We start from the raw sequence: 15,290 nt of genomic DNA on the forward strand, positions 1-15,290 counted from the left end.
GGGAACGGATGTGATCAGCGGCCTGCGAGTAACAGGCCCGTTGCACGGCCATTAGCCTGCCCATCTGGAATTACGCTTTGACAGCCAAGCAATTCAACAGGTTAAATCCCTTGGCACGCGGACTGCATGGTCAGTTCGCGCCCTCGTTTGTTCGAATTCGTTTTCTGGAGTACCGCCCTTGGATGCCACGACCATCAACAGCCTGTTCCTGATCGGCGCGTTGCTGGTGGGTGCAAGTATTCTGGTCAGCTCGCTGTCCTCCCGCCTTGGCATTCCCATTCTGGTGATCATCCTCGCCGTCGGCATGGTAGCCGGCGTCGATGGCGGCGGCATCATCTTCGATAACTACCCGACGGCCTATCTGGTCGGCAATCTGGCGCTGGCGGTCATTCTCCTCGACGGCGGCCTGCGCACGCGGGTGGCGAGTTTCCGGGTCGCACTCTGGCCGGCCTTGTCCCTGGCGACAGTCGGGGTGCTGATCACCACGGGGCTGACCGGCATGGTCGCCGCCTGGTTGTTCGACCTCAATATTATTCAGGGCCTGCTGATCGGCGCCATCGTCGGTTCCACAGACGCCGCTGCGGTCTTCTCGCTGCTGGGCGGCAAAGGCCTGAACGAACGCGTGACCGCCAGTCTCGAGATCGAATCCGGCAGCAACGACCCGATGGCGGTATTTCTCACGGTCACGCTGATCGACATGCTGTCCAGCGGCCAGACCGGCCTGCACTGGAGCCTGCTGGGCCATCTGGTTCAGGAATTCGGCATCGGCGGGATCATCGGGCTGGGCGGCGGCTGGATAATGCTACAGCTGGTCAACCGGATTAATCTGGCAAACGGCCTGTACCCGATTCTGGTGGTGGCCGGCGGTCTCGTCGTCTTCGCACTGACCAACGCCATTCACGGCAGCGGCTTCCTCGCGGTGTATCTGTGCGGTCTGGTGTTGGGCAACAAGCCTATTCGCAGCCGCCACGGCATCCTGCACATGCTCGACGGCATGGCCTGGCTGGCACAGATCGGCATGTTCCTGGTGCTGGGCCTGCTGGTCACGCCCCACGATTTGCTGCCGATCGCGCTGCCAGCCTTGGGCCTGGCGCTGTGGATGATTCTGGTGGCGCGGCCGTTGTCTGTGCTGGCGGGCCTGCTGCCTTTCCGGGTGTTCCATGGCCGCGAAAAAGCCTTTATTGCCTGGGTGGGCTTGCGCGGCGCCGTACCGATCATTCTGGCGGTGTTCCCGCTGATGGCCGGTCTGCCCCATGCGCAGCTGTATTTCAATCTCGCGTTCTTCATCGTGCTGGTGTCGCTGCTGGTTCAGGGCACCAGCCTGCCGTGGGTGGCGAAATGGCTGAAAGTGACGGTGCCGCCTGATCCGGCGCCGATTTCCCGCGCAGCGCTGGAAGTGCATGTCACCAGCGAGTGGGAGCTGTTCGTGTATCGCCTGGGCGCCGAAAAGTGGTGCATCGGCGCCGCGTTGCGTGAGCTGAAAATGCCCGAAGGCACGCGGATCGCAGCCCTTTTTCGTGGCCAGCAACTGCTCCACCCGTCGGGTAGTACGGTGCTGGAAGTCGGCGATCTGCTGTGCGTCATTGGTCACGAACATGACCTTCCCGCCCTCGGCAAGCTGTTCAGCCAGGCGCCGCAGCGCGGTCTGGATCTGCGCTTCTTCGGTGACTTCGTGCTCGAGGGAGACGCTGAGCTGGGGGCTGTCGCGGCACTTTACGGTCTGAAACTCGACGGGCTGGACCCGGGCATGCCGCTGAGTCAGTTCATCATTCAGAAGAATCGCGGTGCGCCGATCGTGGGCGACCAGATCGAATGGAATGGAACTATTTGGACCGTCGCGGTTATGGACGGGAACAAGATCCTCAAAGTGGGCGTCAGATTCCCCGAAGGAAGCAGCCCGGGGCCCGCGCTGTTCCTTTAAACTGCCCCCCATTTCTGCTCGCTCGACCCGGTGTCTATGTTCACGCTGCGTAACTTTTTTGCCTCGGCCCTGCTTGGGCTTTGCCTGTCGTCCGTACCGGCGCTTGCCGCCGATACGCCTCCCCTGTCCAGCGAGGCCGTCCAGCGAAGTCTGGACAAGATCGCCGACCGCAAACTGACCCCTGACGACCAGAAAGCGCTGCAGCAGGTGCTGGAACAGACGCTGACGTTCCTGTCCAGCCAGAAGGACAATCAGCAGAAGCTGGAGGACCTGAAAAAGCAGCTTGCCGACGCGCCCCGCCAGACCGCCGAAAACCAGCGCGAGTTGGCCAAGCTAAAGGCCAGCAAAGTCATTCCGGTGACCCAGCGCTACGCCAATCTGGACGTGCCGCAGCTTGAGCAAGTGCTGAGCCAGCGCAGCGCCCAGCAGGCTGACCTGCAAAAAGCCCTCAACGACGCCAACAGCCTGACCATCACCGCGCAAACCCGGCCCGAGCGCGCCCAGGCCGAGATCAGCAGCAGCCAGACGCGCATTCAGGCCATCAATGGCATCCTAAAGTCGGGCAAAGACGGCGGCAAAACCATCAACGCCGACCAGCGCAACGCGTTGAACGCTGAACAGGCCTCATTGAACGCGTTGATTGCGTTGCGTCGTCAGGAGCTCGCCGGCAACAGCCAGTTGCAGGACCTGGGCGGCAGTCAGCGCGATCTGCTCACGGAAAAGGTCAATCGACAAGATCAGGAAATCCAGGACCTGCAGACGCTGATCAACGAGAAGCGTCGCGCCCAGTCCCAGGAAACCGTGACGCAGTTGTCCCTTGAAGCGCAGAAAGCCGGCGGCAGCAGCCTGCTGGCGAGTGAAAGCGCGGCCAACCTCAAGCTTTCCGACTACCTGCTGCGCGGCACCGACCGCCTCAACGAGCTGACCCAGCAGAACCTCAAGACCAAGACCCAACTGGATGCCATCACGCAGACCGATCAGGCGCTAGACGAGCAGATCAACGTGTTGAGCGGCAGTCTGCTGCTGTCGAAAATCCTCTACAAACAGAAGCAGTCGTTGCCCAAGCTCAAGCTCGACAGCGGCCTGGCCGACGAAATCGCCGACATTCGACTGTATCAATTCGAGGTCAATCAGCAGCGCGAGCAGATGAGCAGTCCGAGCGCTTACGTCGACACGTTGCTGGCGACGCAGAAGCCCGAAGACGTCACACCCGCACTGCGCAAGACGTTGCTTGATCTGGCCACCACGCGCAGCGACCTGCTGGAGCGGCTGAATCGCGAGCTGAGTGCGCTGCTCAACGAATCCATCACCCTGCAGCTCAATCAAAAGCAGCTGGTCAGCACAGCCAACAGCCTGCGGGCCACCCTTGATGAGCAGATGTTCTGGATTCCGAGCAACAAGCCGCTGGACCTGGAGTGGTTCGAGCGCATCCAGCCACGACTCGTCAAACAGGTCACCACCCTGCCCTGGACGTCCAGTGTCAGCGAACTGTATGACGGGCTGACCCAGCGCCCACTGATTTTCCTGCCGCTGTTCCTGGTGATCGGCGCGCTGATGTGGAAACGCAAGGCACTGTACGACAAGCTCAATCGCCTGCACGCCGACATCGGCCACTTCAAGCGGGACCGGCAATGGCAGACGCCGCTGGCGATTTTCATCAACGTGTTGCTGGCGATGCCGTTGTCGCTGACCCTCGCGGTATGCGCGTTCGCGTTGCAGATCGACGCCCGCGGGCAGAACGTCAATCTGGGTTCGGCACTGCTGCAAGTGGCGCTGGCCTGGCTGGTGTTCTACACCGCTTACCGGATTCTCGCGCCGGGCGGCGTGGCGCAACTGCACTTCCGCTGGGAAAAGCCGCAGGTTGAATTCCTGCGCGGCTGGATCCGGCGCTTGGGTCTGGTGGTGCTGGCGCTGGTGACGGTGGTTGCGGTAGCCGAGCACGAACCCTCAGCACTGGCCGACGACGTGATCGGCATCGCGGTGGTGCTGACCTGCTACGCGCTCATGACCTGGCTGCTCGCGCGCCTGTTGCTCACCAGCCCGACCCACCGCAGCGCTTCGCTGTTTCGCCGCGCCGTCGGTCTGGCCTTCACTGCCCTGCCCGTCGCGCTGTTCGTCGCCGTTTGCTTTGGCTACTACTACACGGCGCTGAAACTCAGTGATCGCCTGATCGACACGCTGTATCTGCTGATGCTGTGGCTGGTCATCGAAGCCGCTTTCGTACGCGGGCTGAGCGTCGCCGCGCGCCGTCTGGCGTACCAGCGCGCACTGAGCAAACGTCAGGCCGCGAAAGAAGCCGGCGAAGGCGAGACGCTGATCGAGGAGCCGACGCTGGACATCGAGCAGGTCAACCAGCAGTCGTTGCGGCTGATTCGTCTGGCGCTGATTGCCGGCTTCATCGGCGCGCTCTACTTCGTCTGGGCCGACCTTATTTCGGTGTTTTCGTACCTCGATAACATCACGCTGTACGAGTACACCAGCGGTACCGGCGCCAACATCAGCATGGTGCCGATCAGCCTCGGCGACCTGATCGGCGCCCTGGTGATCATCGGCATTACCTTCGTGCTGGCCGGCAACTTGCCGGGCCTGCTGGAAGTGCTGGTGCTGTCGAAGCTCAACCTCAAACAAGGTAGTTCGTACGCGACCACCACGTTGCTGTCGTACACCATCGTCGGCGTGGGTTTCGTCTCCACGCTATCGGCCCTCGGCGTGAGCTGGGACAAGCTGCAATGGCTGGTGGCGGCGCTATCGCTGGGCCTGGGTTTCGGCATGCAGGAGATCTTCGCCAACTTCATCTCCGGGATCATGATCCTGTTCGAACGCCCGGTGCGGATCGGCGACACGATCACCATTGGCGCACTGTCGGGTACGGTGAGCAAGATCCGCATCCGCGCGACCACCATCACCGACTTCGACCGCAAGGACATCATTGTCCCGAACAAGACGTTTATCACCGGGCAACTGATCAACTGGTCGCTGACCGACACGATCACCCGCGTGACGCTGAAGCTGGGCGTGGATTACGGTTCGGATCTGGATCTGGTGCGCAACCTGCTGCTCAAGGCCGCCCGTGACAATCCACGGGTCTTGAAAGAGCCCGAGCCGATTGTCTACTTCCTCAATTTTGGTGAAAGCACCCTCGACCACGAGCTGCGCATGCACGTGCGTGACCTGGGCGACCGCAACCCGGTGCTCGACGAAATCAACCGGTTCATCAACAAGGAATTCAAGAAGCAGCACATCAATATCTCGTTCCGGCAGATGGAGGTTTACCTCAAGAACATGCAGGGACAGGAGTACAAGATGGTGCCCATCGAGTCCGAGCAGAAAACCATCACACCGCCCGCTGCCGTGCCCCCGGCGCCAAAAGATGCACCGGAGCCGCCCGAAGCCAAACTCGACTGACCGGGAAAAACCCAGCAGAATGGTCGGACATTCTGCTGGAGGCATCCCTTGAAAGCCCTCGACGAGCTGACCTTCGATAATCGCTTTGCCCGTCTGGGCGATGCGTTTTCCACCACCGTGCTGCCCGAGCCCATCGCCGACCCGCGGTTGGTGGTTGCCAGCGAAGCCGCCCTCGCGTTGCTCGATCTGGACCTCGCTCAGGCAGAACAACCTCTTTTTGCTGAAATTTTCAGCGGCCACAAACTGTGGGCCGAAGCCGATCCGCGGGCGATGGTTTACTCCGGTCATCAGTTCGGTTCGTACAACCCGCGCCTGGGTGATGGCCGCGGCTTGCTGCTCGGTGAGGTGTACAACGACGCCGGCGAACACTGGGACCTGCACCTTAAGGGCGCCGGGCAGACGCCATATTCGCGCATGGGCGATGGTCGCGCTGTCTTGCGCTCGTCGATCCGCGAGTTTCTCGCCTCAGAAGCCCTGCATGCCTTGGGCATCCCGACCAGTCGCGCGGCCTGCGTGATCGGCTCCAGCACCCCGGTGTGGCGTGAAACCCAGGAGCGCGCGGCGATGGTGCTGCGACTGGCGCAAAGCCACGTGCGCTTCGGCAGCCTGGAGTATTTCTTCTACACCAAACAGCCGGAACAGCTGAAGCAACTGGCCGATCACGTGCTGTCCCTGCACTACCCCGAATGCCTGGAACAGCCAGAGCCGTACCTGGCGATGTTTCGCGTGATCGTCGAGCGTCAGGCCGAATTGATCGCCAAATGGCAGGCCTATGGTTTCTGTCATGGCGTGATGAACACCGACAACATGTCGATTCTCGGCATCACCTTCGACTTCGGCCCCTTCGCGTTTCTGGATGACTTCGACCAGCATTTCGTCTGCAACCATTCCGATCACGAAGGCCGCTACTCCTTCAGCAACCAGGTGCCGATTGGCCAGTGGAACCTCAGCGCGCTTGCCCAGGCGCTGACACCCTTCGTCAGCGTCGAGGCTCTGCGTGAGGCGCTGGACCTGTTCCTGCCGCTGTATCAGGCGCATTACCTGGACCTAATGCGCCGACGGCTGGGGCTGACAACGGCTGAAGACGATGACGCTGACTTGATCGCGCGGTTGCTCCAGCTAATGCAAAACAGCGGCGTCGACTACACCCTGTTTTTCCGCCATCTGGGGGAGGAGTCAGCCGACGTCGCGGCAGGAAAGTTGCGCGACGACTTCGTCGACATGCTCGGCTTCGACGCCTGGGCCGACGCCTACACAGCCCGCATCGCCCGCGAGCCCGAGTCCAGCCAAGAGGATCGCCGCACGCGCATGCACGCGGTTAACCCGCTGTACATCCTGCGTAACTACCTGGCCCAACGCGCCATCGAAGCGGCCGAACAGGGCGACGACAGCGAAGTCCGCCGCCTGCATCAGGTGCTGTGCAAGCCGTTCGACGAACAGCCCGGAATGGAAAGTTATGCACAGCGTCCGCCGGATTGGGGGAAGCATCTGGAGATCAGCTGTTCGTCGTGAGTGGGGGTGAGTTGAGGTCAGATAAAGACCTCTACCGGCACGCCGAAACGCTCCGAAATCTTGCGGATCTGCTTTAGGCTCAACTGGCGCTCGCCTGAGAGTATTTCGGAAATGACGGACTGCGTCCCTACTTCAGGCATGTCGCCTTGGCCGAGGTTGTGCTCGTGCATCAGGTAACGCAGCGTCTCGGCGCTTGAGGCCATAGGCATGGGCCGATGCTCATGGTCATAGGCTTCAATCATTTCGCTGACCAATATGGCGAGACGATTCAGAGGGTGCTGCTCATCCTCTCCGATGATCTCCAACAGTTCGTCGAGCCCGCTGACAAGCAGATCATATTCAGCTTCCGTTTCAGGCCGAGTCAGTAATGGCGCCAAGTGATGCCAGTGCTCCGCAGCCTGTTTAATGAGCGCGCTCATTGCTCATCCCTCCATTTACCTTTGTCGTATTCACGATGGTCGAACACATGCTTTATGTACAGCCGCTGTGCTGAGTAGTTAACCGACGCAATCAGCCGGATCTTGTTCCCGCCGATATCAAAAACATGAAATCTTCCCACTTTATCTGTCGAGGGCAACATCGCTCTCATCGCACTAAAATCGTTCAGCCTGGATGCTTTGACTAAGCGGTACCAAGCGTCAAGAGCCGTTGCCGATTGTGGCCATTTCTTTTTTGCCTCCCATATTCGCTTTTCAGTGATGACGTGCATTTCCCTACCGTTGTGCGTGCAATATCCAGCCTAGCTACCCATCCGACCATCACCAACCGCAATAGCCGGAGCATCTTTTATCCTGCTGCCTTCTCATTCTTGGACGTGGTACCCGCTTGCTTAACTTGCGCATTGGCATTCGCAGCCGTTGGCTTCTCAACCTCCTGAGCTGCGGTAGTCGGCACCGGAGAAGTGCGGGGCGAGAATTTCTTCGTGTGGACGATGTTGTTCGGGTCGGTTTTCTTGTCTTTGGTGGTGTCGACGATGCCGGCGAGGATGTCGTAAAGGGTCAGCTTGCGGTCTGGGGCGTGGCGTCCAAAAGCGCCCGGCAGGCTGGGCAGCGTCAGGTCGCTCTTGATCCGCGCTTCCAGAATGGCTTCCGCTCCTTTGGGATAGCTCACCGCCCTCTCAATCGCTGGCAGCGACTTGAGGTAGCTCAGGGCGTCGTTGTAGAACCGGGTGGCCTTGCCCGTCCGGGCTTGCTCGATCACGCCCTCGTTTATCACAACGTTGCGCCAGTCCTCGTCCATCTTCTGCACGCCCTGCCAGGCCGCGCGCCGCTCGTTCAGGGTGAAGGCTCCGCTGTCGTCAAAGGCGATCAGGTTCAGTTGCTCGCGGGAGAGGTTTTCGAACGGGCTCTTGGCGTTCTTGTCGCCGGCCAGGGTCCGGGTCACAAACGCACTGGCCTCGCGCGCGCGGTCCAGCAATTCAGGGTCGTTCGTCTTGGGCACTTCCATGGCCCGGGTGCCGCTGTTGACTGTGCGGCCTTCGATCAAAAACTCATTGATGCGATTACGCCCGTACTGCCCCAACTCGGTTTGGGTCATCACTGCGTCCCTCTTCTGGGCTCGCGCTGCGCTCTCGTTAAGCTGAGCCGCCAGTGTCGAAAACGTCGCCTTGTCGGTAGCTGTCGTAGCCGCCTTGTCGACGGGTTTGGGGTCACTGTTTAGAGCGGCGTCAACGACTGGCTTTTTGTTCGCGACAACCGCTGCAACCGCGGCCTGGATCTGGTTGATCATGGGCGACTCCCTGGCTATGAGATGACAAGGGCCGACGCGCATGTTCGTCAGTCAGCCCCTCGCGTCGACACTAGCGACAGCCAGGCAGGGCGAACAGTTGGGCGAACGGGGGATGCTTTCGGGTAATCAGCGCTCGGGGATGTGGCTTGACCCGCGCAGTCAGGGGCTGGTACGAAGGGTCAAAGGGGAATTCGTTGCGTCTTCAGGTTTGAGCTTTTATTGGGCGTGGGTGCTTAAACGAGCGGAGAAATCTGGGGTAGTTCACACCTGGCATTTCAGGTGATCAGTGAATGCCGACCGCCATTGATGACATCCCGTCGCTACAGGTGCAGCCGTAGAGCTTGATAACCCATCCCCCAGACTCCACGTAACAGTCATCCATCCTAGTCAGGTCTCTCTCATGTCCGATTCACTGCTGATCCCCTGCCCGCACTGCAACGGGCTCAATCGCATTCCTGCCGGGCGGCTGTCCGACCAGCCGAAATGCGGGCGCTGCAAGCAGCCGGTTTTGCTGAGCAAGCCGTTCAACCTGACGCAGGGCGATTACGCCAGCCAGATCAAGGGCGATCTGCCGTTGCTGGTGGACGTGTGGGCGGAATGGTGCGGCCCCTGCAAATCGTTCGCGCCGACGTTCGAGCAAGCGGCAACTCAGCTGAGCGGGCGCGTTCGGCTGGCGAAGCTGGACAGCGAGGCCAATCAGCAGCTTTCAGCACAGCTTGGAATTCGCTCGATCCCGAGTCTTATCCTGATCAAGGACGGCCGTGAAATCGCCCGGCAGAGTGGCGCGATGCCGTTGCAACAGTTGATGGCCTGGCTGACCAGTCAGGGAATATGAGGGGCGTTTCTTCAGCGATCGAAGTGCGTGACAGCCAGCGCTGTAGGCATGTTCTGAAAGCGCTCTTTTGCCCCGAATTCTTCGAATTCTGAGTCTAGGCTTCGCCACTCCTATCGGCACCCTGGAGTGGTTAGCAATGACATACGTGGTCAGAGAGGGCGATTCAACAACAACCGGCGGCGTGGTTTTGCGGGCCTCAGGCTCGCACACATGGGAGGACCGGCGCCTGGCGCGCATGGGCGATCCGGTCTGGTGCGAGCTGTGCGCGCAGATCGGCTTCATTGCCCAAGGCAATCCGACCTTCATCGACGAACTCGTGGCCGTGGCGACCCATGGCCAGGCAGTGCGCTGCGGCTGCGAGGAAGGCACCCATCGTTTGATCGCCAGCCAGACTCAGCTTCAGGCCGACATGGACGCGACCATCGACATTCCCAAGGACATGGCCGAAAAGGCGCGCAAGCGAGCCAAGCAGATGACGCGAGCCCGTCGAGAGAGCCCCGAACCCCTCGCCTAGCAGCTACCGATTACCCGCACCCGTTTCCAGCAAGTGATGCAGCTCGACAAATTGCTGGGTCAGCTTATGCCGCGGCTCCAGATGGATCAGCGGCATATTGGCTTGATGAGATTCACGCATCTTGATCGAGCTGGTGAGGTAGACCGGCAGCACCGGCAGCCCTTCAGCGATGAGCTCATCAAGGATCTGCTGGGGCAGGCTCGCCCGCGACTGGAACTGGTTGACGATAATGCCTTCCACCTCCAGATCCTCGTTGTGATCTTCCTTGAGCTCTTCGATTTCCTTGAGCAACCCGTACAGCGCCTGGCGGGAGAAACTGTCGCAGTCGAACGGAATCAGCACACGATCCGCTGCGATCAATGCCGATACCGCGTAGAAATTCAGCGCCGGGGGCGTGTCCAGGTAGATGCGATCGTAGTCTTCGCTCAGCTCATCCAGCAGTTTGCGGAGCTTGTTGATCTTGTGCTTGGCTTCCAGCTTGGGCTGCAGATCCGCCAGCTCCGCCGTGGCGGTCACGACATGAAGGTTGTCGAAGGGCGTTTCGTAGATGTCGACCTGATTCTTCTTGGCGCCAGGCCCGGAAGACAAGGTTTGCTTGAAGAAATCGGCGATCCCCATGGGAATCTCGTCGCCGGTCAGACCGGTGAGGTACTGCGTCGAGTTGGCCTGGGCATCAAGATCGATCAACAGCGTCCGATAACCCTCATGAGCACTGACAGCCGCCAGATTGCAGGCGATGCTGGACTTGCCAACGCCGCCCTTCTGATTGAACACCACACGCCGCATGTAAGACTCCCTGTTGCTGTCTAGCCGTAAAGGATCGCCAGCGACCCGATGAATGGTCCCGAGTCTAGGCAATCGCGATGAGTAGGGCGAGTCTCTCGGAAAAATCTGACTGCAAAGGCGAAGCCTGCAACGCATACAGTCCTATTGATCCTACAAAACAGTGTCAGACGCCGCTGCCCTACCAGTAAGAATAATCGCCAGTAAACAAACCTTTTGTTTCAACGTTTGCCTCGGTGCCTGGGCATCGGGATAATGCCCGCCACTCGGTGATAGCGCCGCGCCATGGTTGGTGCCACTTCGGAGACTCGAAGCCCGGAAGTATGCCCGTGTCAGGGCAGGATAATTTTGTGATCAAGTTCAACATTGCACAGTGGCGCGCGTGGGCGCCGGGGCTGACGTCGGTCGAAGAGTGGCGCCAATGGAGCCACGAACCCGTGATCCCCGCCCCGACGGACGCAGCGCCGGACGTTTCATTTTTGCCGGCCATGCAGCGCCGCCGGTTGAGCCGTCTGGCCCGCATGGCCTTCGGCGTAGGCTGGCCGCTGGCGGAGGGTCTGGAGCGATTGCCGCTGGTGTTCGTGTCGCGCCACGGCGAAACGCCCCGGACCTTCGACATCCTCAGCGATCTGGCCAAAGACGAGCCGCTGTCGCCCACCCAGTTCAGCCTGTCCGTGCACAACGCCGTTATTGGCCTGTGGTCGATCCTGCGCGGCGAGACCAGCGAGATGACGGCCCTGGCCTGTGCGGGCGACGGGCTTGAACATGGCGTCATCGAGGCGGCCTCCCTGCTTGAAGAAGGTGCGCCGGCGGTATTGCTGGTGATCACCGAAGAGCAGCCGCCTGCCGCGTACGCGCCGTGGATCGACGATGTGCCGTTTCCCTATGCGCTCGGCCTGCTGCTGACGCCGGGGGATGAGTGGCAGCTTTCGCTGACGACCCGCGAACCGATCGAGACGGATTCCGAGCGCAGCCAATGGCCCCACGCGCTCAACCTTTTACGTGCGCTGTCGACACAACAGAGCGCTCTGCAACATCCCTGGAAAAATCGGCTATGGAATTGGCAACACAACCGCTGAGCAAAAGCCGCGACGCCTATTACTGGCGCCTGCTGGCCACGGCCCTGAGCTTTGCCCTGTTCGGTGTGGGCGGGCTGTGCCTGCGTGTGTTCGTCTTTCCCCTGCTGGCGCTGCTGCCCGGCGATACCTGCAGCCATCAACGCTGCGCCCGGCGGACCATCAGCCGCCTGTTCTGGGCATTTATCCGCATCATGAGCAACGCTGGGGTGCTGACCTACGAAATCCAGGGCGCCGAGCGCCTGGGCCGCCCGGGGCAGATGATCATTGCCAACCATCCGTCGCTGATCGACGTGGTGTTTCTCATCGGGCTGGTGCGTGACGCCAATTGCGTGGTCAAGCAGAGCCTGTGGCAAAACGTATTCACCCGAAGCCCGGTCAGGGCCACCGGCTACGTCAGCAACGACGGCAGCGCCGACATGCTGGAGCAAGCCGCGCATCTGCTGCGGACCGGGCAAACCCTGATCATCTTCCCTGAGGGCACGCGGACCCAGCCAGGCCATGCGCCCGCTTTCCATCGCGGCGCTGCGGCCATTGCCCTGCGTGGCGCCCACGTCATTACGCCGGTGACCATCCACGTGTCGCCGACCACGCTGACCAAGGCCGAGCCGTGGTACCGCATTCCCCTGCGCCGCCCGCATTTTCACCTGCGCGTGGGCAACGATATCGATCCAGCGGCATTCGCCGCGCTTGGCCCGGCCCCTGTGGCGTCGCGCAAGCTCAACGACTATCTGCATCAACACTTCACCAAGGAGCTCGCCACAGATGAGCGATCTGCACCAGGACATTAAACAGCTGATCATCGATGCCCTGGGCCTCGAAGACATCAGCACCCACGACATCGGCAACGACCAGACGCTGTTCGGTGAAGGCCTGGGACTGGATTCGGTCGACGCGCTGGAGTTGGGCCTGGCCATCCAGAAACGCTACGGCATCAAGATCGACGCCGACGCCAAAGACACTCGCAATCACTTCACCAGCGTCGACAGCCTCGCGGCATTCGTCAGCGCGCGCCAAGTGGCCTGAGGACAGAACATGCAATCCCGTGAAGACATCTTCGACACCCTGCGCTCGTCGATGGTTGAGCTGTTCGAGCTCGAACCCGAGCGCGTTACCCTCGAAGCCAACCTGTATCAGGACCTGGAAATCGACAGCATTGATGCCGTGGACCTGATCGACCACATCAAGCGCAAGACCGGCAAGAAGATCGCCGCCGAAGAATTCAAGTCAGTGCGCACCGTGGGCGATGTCGTCGACGCGGTCTATCGCCTGGTCCACAGCGCCGCATGAGTCGACTGATTGGCCTGGTCCTGGTGCTTGCAGGTGTGCTGTACCCGTTTGCCGTCTACTTCGGCATGGGCCACTTCGCCCCCTGGCAGTTCGCACTGCTGCTCGGCGCGCTGTGGGCGGTGCGTGCGCTGACCAGCGAGCGACGTCCGGGCGGCGTGTCGATGGCGCTGACGGCGATGGGTTTTTGCCTGCTGCTCGGGCTGTTCAACAGCCCGCAATTGCTACGCTGGTACCCCGTGCTGATCAGCGGTTTCATGTTGACCCTGTTCGGGCTGAGCCTGATGCGCGGCATGCCGCTGATCGAGCGACTGGCACGCCTGACGGAGCCTGACCTGCCGCCCGTTGTGGTTCGCTACACCCTCCAGGTCACCCGCGTCTGGTGCCTGTTTTTCCTGTTCAATGGCCTTGTCGCCGCCGCGCTGACCCTTTGGGCGCCGCTGAGCTGGTGGACGTTATACACAGGGCTCATTGCCTACGGTTTGATGGGTCTTCTGTTTGCGGGTGAATGGATCGTTCGTCAGCGCGTCCGGGGTCGGGCATGAGCTGGATCGATCTCGAACACTTGTTGCTTGACGCTCATCCAAAGCGCGTTGTTGCCCATGCTCCGGCGTTCAGCCATGCCGCATTGCAGGAACGCGCGCTGTGTGTCGCCGCCGCATTGCAGCAGCGTGGCGTGACACGCCTGGCGGTCCACCTCGAAGACGCCGCTGAATTGGCCATCGCGCTGTTTGCGGCCTGGCGCGCCGATGTGGCGGTGTTGCTGCCGTCCGATCTGCAGGCGCAGACGAGACAGCGCTGGGCCAGTCATGTCGACCTGTGGCTGACGGATCTGCCGGACGACACCCGCCTCGAACAACTGAACGCCGATCCGCTGCCCCCTGCCGCGCTCGATCTGGATCAGTGCAGCTTGAGCCTGTGCACGTCCGGCTCCAGCGGCGAACCCAAGCTGATCGAGAAACACCTGCGCCAGTTGGCCAACGAAGTCAGTGCACTCGAACGCTTGTGGGGCGCAGAACTGGGCGATGCCTGCATCATCGGCAGCGTGGCGGCGCAGCACATTTATGGCCTGCTGTTCCGGGTGTTGTGGCCGTTGTGCGCCGGACGCAGCTTCGTGCGCCAGCAACTGCCGTTTCCCGAAGACTTGCAACGCGCCAGCCGCGAGCATGAATCCTTCGCCTGGGTGGCGAGCCCTGCACTGCTCAAGCGCATGGGCGACAATCTCGACTGGAGCCACCTGAGCGTCGTGCGCCGGGTGTTCTCTTCCGGCGGTGCGCTGCCGGCCGACGCCGCAGCCAGCCTCCATCAGCGACTCGGGCAGTGGCCGAGCGAGATACTCGGCAGCTCCGAAACCGGCGGCATCGCCTGGCGCCAGGGCGACTCGCTGTGGCGCGCTTTCGACGACGTCACCTTGAGCCAGGATGCCGACGGCGCCCTGCGGATCGAGTCGCCGTACCTGCCGAGCGACCATGTCGAACAGACAGCCGACGCGGTGCGCTTTCTGGAAGACGGTCGTTTCGAGCTGCTGGGCCGACTGGACCGCATCGTCAAACTGGAAGAAAAGCGCATCTCCCTGCCGCTTCTGGAGCAAGCGCTCGCGACCCATGAGTGGGTCAGCGAAGCACGCCTCGGCGTGGTCCGGGAAAACCGCGCGTCGCTGGGCGCATTGGTGGTGTTGAGCGCCAGCGGCGTGCACGCGTTGCGCAATCAGGGGCGGCGCGCGCTGACCCAGGCGCTGCGTCAGCATCTGGTGCCGCACTGCGAGGCGCTGGCATTGCCGCGTCGCTGGCGACTGCTGGGCCATCTGCCCCTCAACGCCCAAGGGAAACTGCCACAAGCGCTGATTGAGACCCTGCTGGTGTCGCCGCGCACTCAAGCCCCTGATCTGGTCGCCCAGGAGCAGCGCGACGATGAGTTGCGACTGGAGTTGATCGTCCCCTTGGACCTCGCCCATTTCCCCGGCCACTTTCCGGGCACGCCGATTTTACCCGGCGTGGTTCAGGTCGATTGGGCGATGAACCTGGCACAGCGTCTGATGGACCTGCCGCCGCGGTTTGCCGGCATGGAAGTGCTGAAGTTTCAACAACTGGTGCGCCCCGGCGATCGCATCAGCCTGACCCTGCGTTTCGACCCCGAGCGCAGCAAGCTGCATTTTGCCTATCGCAACGGCGAAGCGGCCTGCTCCAGCGGGCGGATTTTACTGGTGAACGCGGATGCATGAGCTCTGCA

15 protein-coding genes are annotated in these 15,290 nt (G+C 61.4%); 11 read left to right on the forward strand and 4 right to left on the reverse strand.

Translation table 11 applies throughout. From position 1 onward, the window contains the following. Positions 1–178 precede the first annotated feature (178 nt). The 3 genes from QMX88_RS09790 to selO are packed head-to-tail and all read left to right on the forward strand — an operon-like array spanning position 179 to position 6,838. Complete coding sequence (locus QMX88_RS09790; protein ID WP_192171172.1) at positions 179–1,921, forward strand: potassium/proton antiporter; 1,743 nt, start codon at positions 179–181, stop codon at positions 1,919–1,921. A gap of 36 nt (positions 1,922–1,957) precedes the next feature. Continuing rightward, positions 1,958–5,326, forward strand: a complete 3,369-nt coding sequence (gene mscK / locus QMX88_RS09795; protein WP_282368697.1) for a mechanosensitive channel MscK — start codon at positions 1,958–1,960, stop codon at positions 5,324–5,326. 48 nt (positions 5,327–5,374) lie between these two features. Then, a complete protein-coding gene (gene selO / locus QMX88_RS09800) occupies positions 5,375–6,838 on the forward strand; it encodes a protein adenylyltransferase SelO (RefSeq protein ID WP_282368699.1) in 1,464 nt (487 codons plus the stop codon). Positions 6,839–6,855: 17 nt separating this feature from the next. Here the strand turns inward: selO and QMX88_RS09805 are convergent, their stop codons facing one another. From QMX88_RS09805 to QMX88_RS09815, 3 genes are all read right to left on the reverse strand, one after another. After that, complete coding sequence (locus tag QMX88_RS09805) at positions 6,856–7,257, reverse strand: helix-turn-helix domain-containing protein (protein WP_192171175.1); 402 nt, start codon at positions 7,255–7,257, stop codon at positions 6,856–6,858. After that, positions 7,254–7,547 (reverse strand): type II toxin-antitoxin system HigB family toxin, encoded by a 294-nt coding sequence (locus QMX88_RS09810; protein ID WP_192171176.1) that lies wholly within the window; start codon positions 7,545–7,547, stop codon positions 7,254–7,256. Before QMX88_RS09810 ends, QMX88_RS09805 begins: the two co-directional genes overlap by 4 nt. A 77-nt stretch (positions 7,548–7,624) precedes the next feature. Continuing rightward, positions 7,625–8,566 (reverse strand): hypothetical protein, encoded by a 942-nt coding sequence (locus tag QMX88_RS09815; protein ID WP_282368703.1) that lies wholly within the window; start codon positions 8,564–8,566, stop codon positions 7,625–7,627. Positions 8,567–8,966: 400 nt separating this feature from the next. Between QMX88_RS09815 and trxC the strand changes: the two genes are divergently transcribed. Both trxC and QMX88_RS09825 read left to right on the forward strand, forming a co-directional pair. Beyond that, the gene (gene trxC / locus QMX88_RS09820) at positions 8,967–9,401 is read left to right on the forward strand and encodes a thioredoxin TrxC (protein ID WP_282368706.1); all 435 of its coding nucleotides are present in this window, start codon (positions 8,967–8,969) and stop codon (positions 9,399–9,401) included. Between the two features lie 136 nt (positions 9,402–9,537). Continuing rightward, positions 9,538–9,915 carry a PAAR domain-containing protein gene (locus QMX88_RS09825; RefSeq protein WP_192171179.1) on the forward strand — a complete coding sequence of 126 codons (378 nt, stop codon included), beginning with the start codon at positions 9,538–9,540 and terminating at the stop codon, positions 9,913–9,915. A gap of 3 nt (positions 9,916–9,918) precedes the next feature. Here the strand turns inward: QMX88_RS09825 and QMX88_RS09830 are convergent, their stop codons facing one another. Then, entirely contained in the window at positions 9,919–10,701 is a 783-nt protein-coding gene (locus QMX88_RS09830) for a ParA family protein (RefSeq protein WP_282368711.1), read from the reverse strand. Between the two features lie 320 nt (positions 10,702–11,021). Here QMX88_RS09830 and QMX88_RS09835 point away from each other — a divergent pair, with 320 nt between their 5' ends. The 6 genes from QMX88_RS09835 to QMX88_RS09860 are packed head-to-tail and all read left to right on the forward strand — an operon-like array spanning position 11,022 to position 15,282. Beyond that, positions 11,022–11,777, forward strand: coding sequence for a beta-ketoacyl synthase chain length factor (locus tag QMX88_RS09835; protein WP_192171181.1), 756 nt, complete (start codon positions 11,022–11,024; stop codon positions 11,775–11,777). Continuing rightward, entirely contained in the window at positions 11,753–12,565 is an 813-nt protein-coding gene (locus QMX88_RS09840; protein ID WP_282368714.1) for a lysophospholipid acyltransferase family protein, read from the forward strand. The genes QMX88_RS09835 and QMX88_RS09840 overlap by 25 nt, the downstream gene beginning before the upstream one ends. After that, positions 12,540–12,800: a phosphopantetheine-binding protein gene (locus QMX88_RS09845; RefSeq protein WP_192171183.1), complete on the forward strand. Its 261-nt coding sequence runs from the start codon at positions 12,540–12,542 to the stop codon at positions 12,798–12,800. The genes QMX88_RS09840 and QMX88_RS09845 overlap by 26 nt, the downstream gene beginning before the upstream one ends. Before the next feature lie 9 nt (positions 12,801–12,809). Beyond that, positions 12,810–13,064, forward strand: coding sequence for an acyl carrier protein (locus QMX88_RS09850; RefSeq protein ID WP_192171184.1), 255 nt, complete (start codon positions 12,810–12,812; stop codon positions 13,062–13,064). Further along, positions 13,061–13,606 (forward strand): hypothetical protein, encoded by a 546-nt coding sequence (locus QMX88_RS09855; RefSeq protein WP_282368717.1) that lies wholly within the window; start codon positions 13,061–13,063, stop codon positions 13,604–13,606. Before QMX88_RS09850 ends, QMX88_RS09855 begins: the two co-directional genes overlap by 4 nt. Then, positions 13,603–15,282, forward strand: coding sequence for an acyl-CoA synthetase family protein (locus QMX88_RS09860; RefSeq protein WP_282368719.1), 1,680 nt, complete (start codon positions 13,603–13,605; stop codon positions 15,280–15,282). Before QMX88_RS09855 ends, QMX88_RS09860 begins: the two co-directional genes overlap by 4 nt. Positions 15,283–15,290 lie beyond the last annotated feature (8 nt).

The sequence above is a fragment of the Pseudomonas sp. PS02290 genome (assembly GCF_029960075.1).
Taxonomy (GTDB): domain Bacteria; phylum Pseudomonadota; class Gammaproteobacteria; order Pseudomonadales; family Pseudomonadaceae; genus Aquipseudomonas.

Bases quoted from the DNA above. Each gene is read 5' to 3' on its own strand.
- mscK (WP_282368697.1), top strand. From the start codon at position 1,958: ATGTTCACGCTGCGTAACTTTTTTGCCTCGGCCCTGCTTGGGCTTTGC.
- QMX88_RS09805 (WP_192171175.1), bottom strand. From the start codon at position 7,257: ATGAGCGCGCTCATTAAACAGGCTGCGGAGCACTGGCATCACTTGGCG.
- QMX88_RS09810 (WP_192171176.1), bottom strand. From the start codon at position 7,547: ATGCACGTCATCACTGAAAAGCGAATATGGGAGGCAAAAAAGAAATGG.
- QMX88_RS09815 (WP_282368703.1), bottom strand. From the start codon at position 8,566: ATGATCAACCAGATCCAGGCCGCGGTTGCAGCGGTTGTCGCGAACAAA.
- trxC (WP_282368706.1), top strand. From the start codon at position 8,967: ATGTCCGATTCACTGCTGATCCCCTGCCCGCACTGCAACGGGCTCAAT.
- QMX88_RS09825 (WP_192171179.1), top strand. From the start codon at position 9,538: ATGACATACGTGGTCAGAGAGGGCGATTCAACAACAACCGGCGGCGTG.
- QMX88_RS09830 (WP_282368711.1), bottom strand. From the start codon at position 10,701: ATGCGGCGTGTGGTGTTCAATCAGAAGGGCGGCGTTGGCAAGTCCAGC.
- QMX88_RS09835 (WP_192171181.1), top strand. From the start codon at position 11,022: ATGCCCGTGTCAGGGCAGGATAATTTTGTGATCAAGTTCAACATTGCA.
- QMX88_RS09840 (WP_282368714.1), top strand. From the start codon at position 11,753: ATGGAATTGGCAACACAACCGCTGAGCAAAAGCCGCGACGCCTATTAC.
- QMX88_RS09845 (WP_192171183.1), top strand. From the start codon at position 12,540: ATGAGCGATCTGCACCAGGACATTAAACAGCTGATCATCGATGCCCTG.
- QMX88_RS09850 (WP_192171184.1), top strand. From the start codon at position 12,810: ATGCAATCCCGTGAAGACATCTTCGACACCCTGCGCTCGTCGATGGTT.
- QMX88_RS09855 (WP_282368717.1), top strand. From the start codon at position 13,061: ATGAGTCGACTGATTGGCCTGGTCCTGGTGCTTGCAGGTGTGCTGTAC.
- QMX88_RS09860 (WP_282368719.1), top strand. From the start codon at position 13,603: ATGAGCTGGATCGATCTCGAACACTTGTTGCTTGACGCTCATCCAAAG.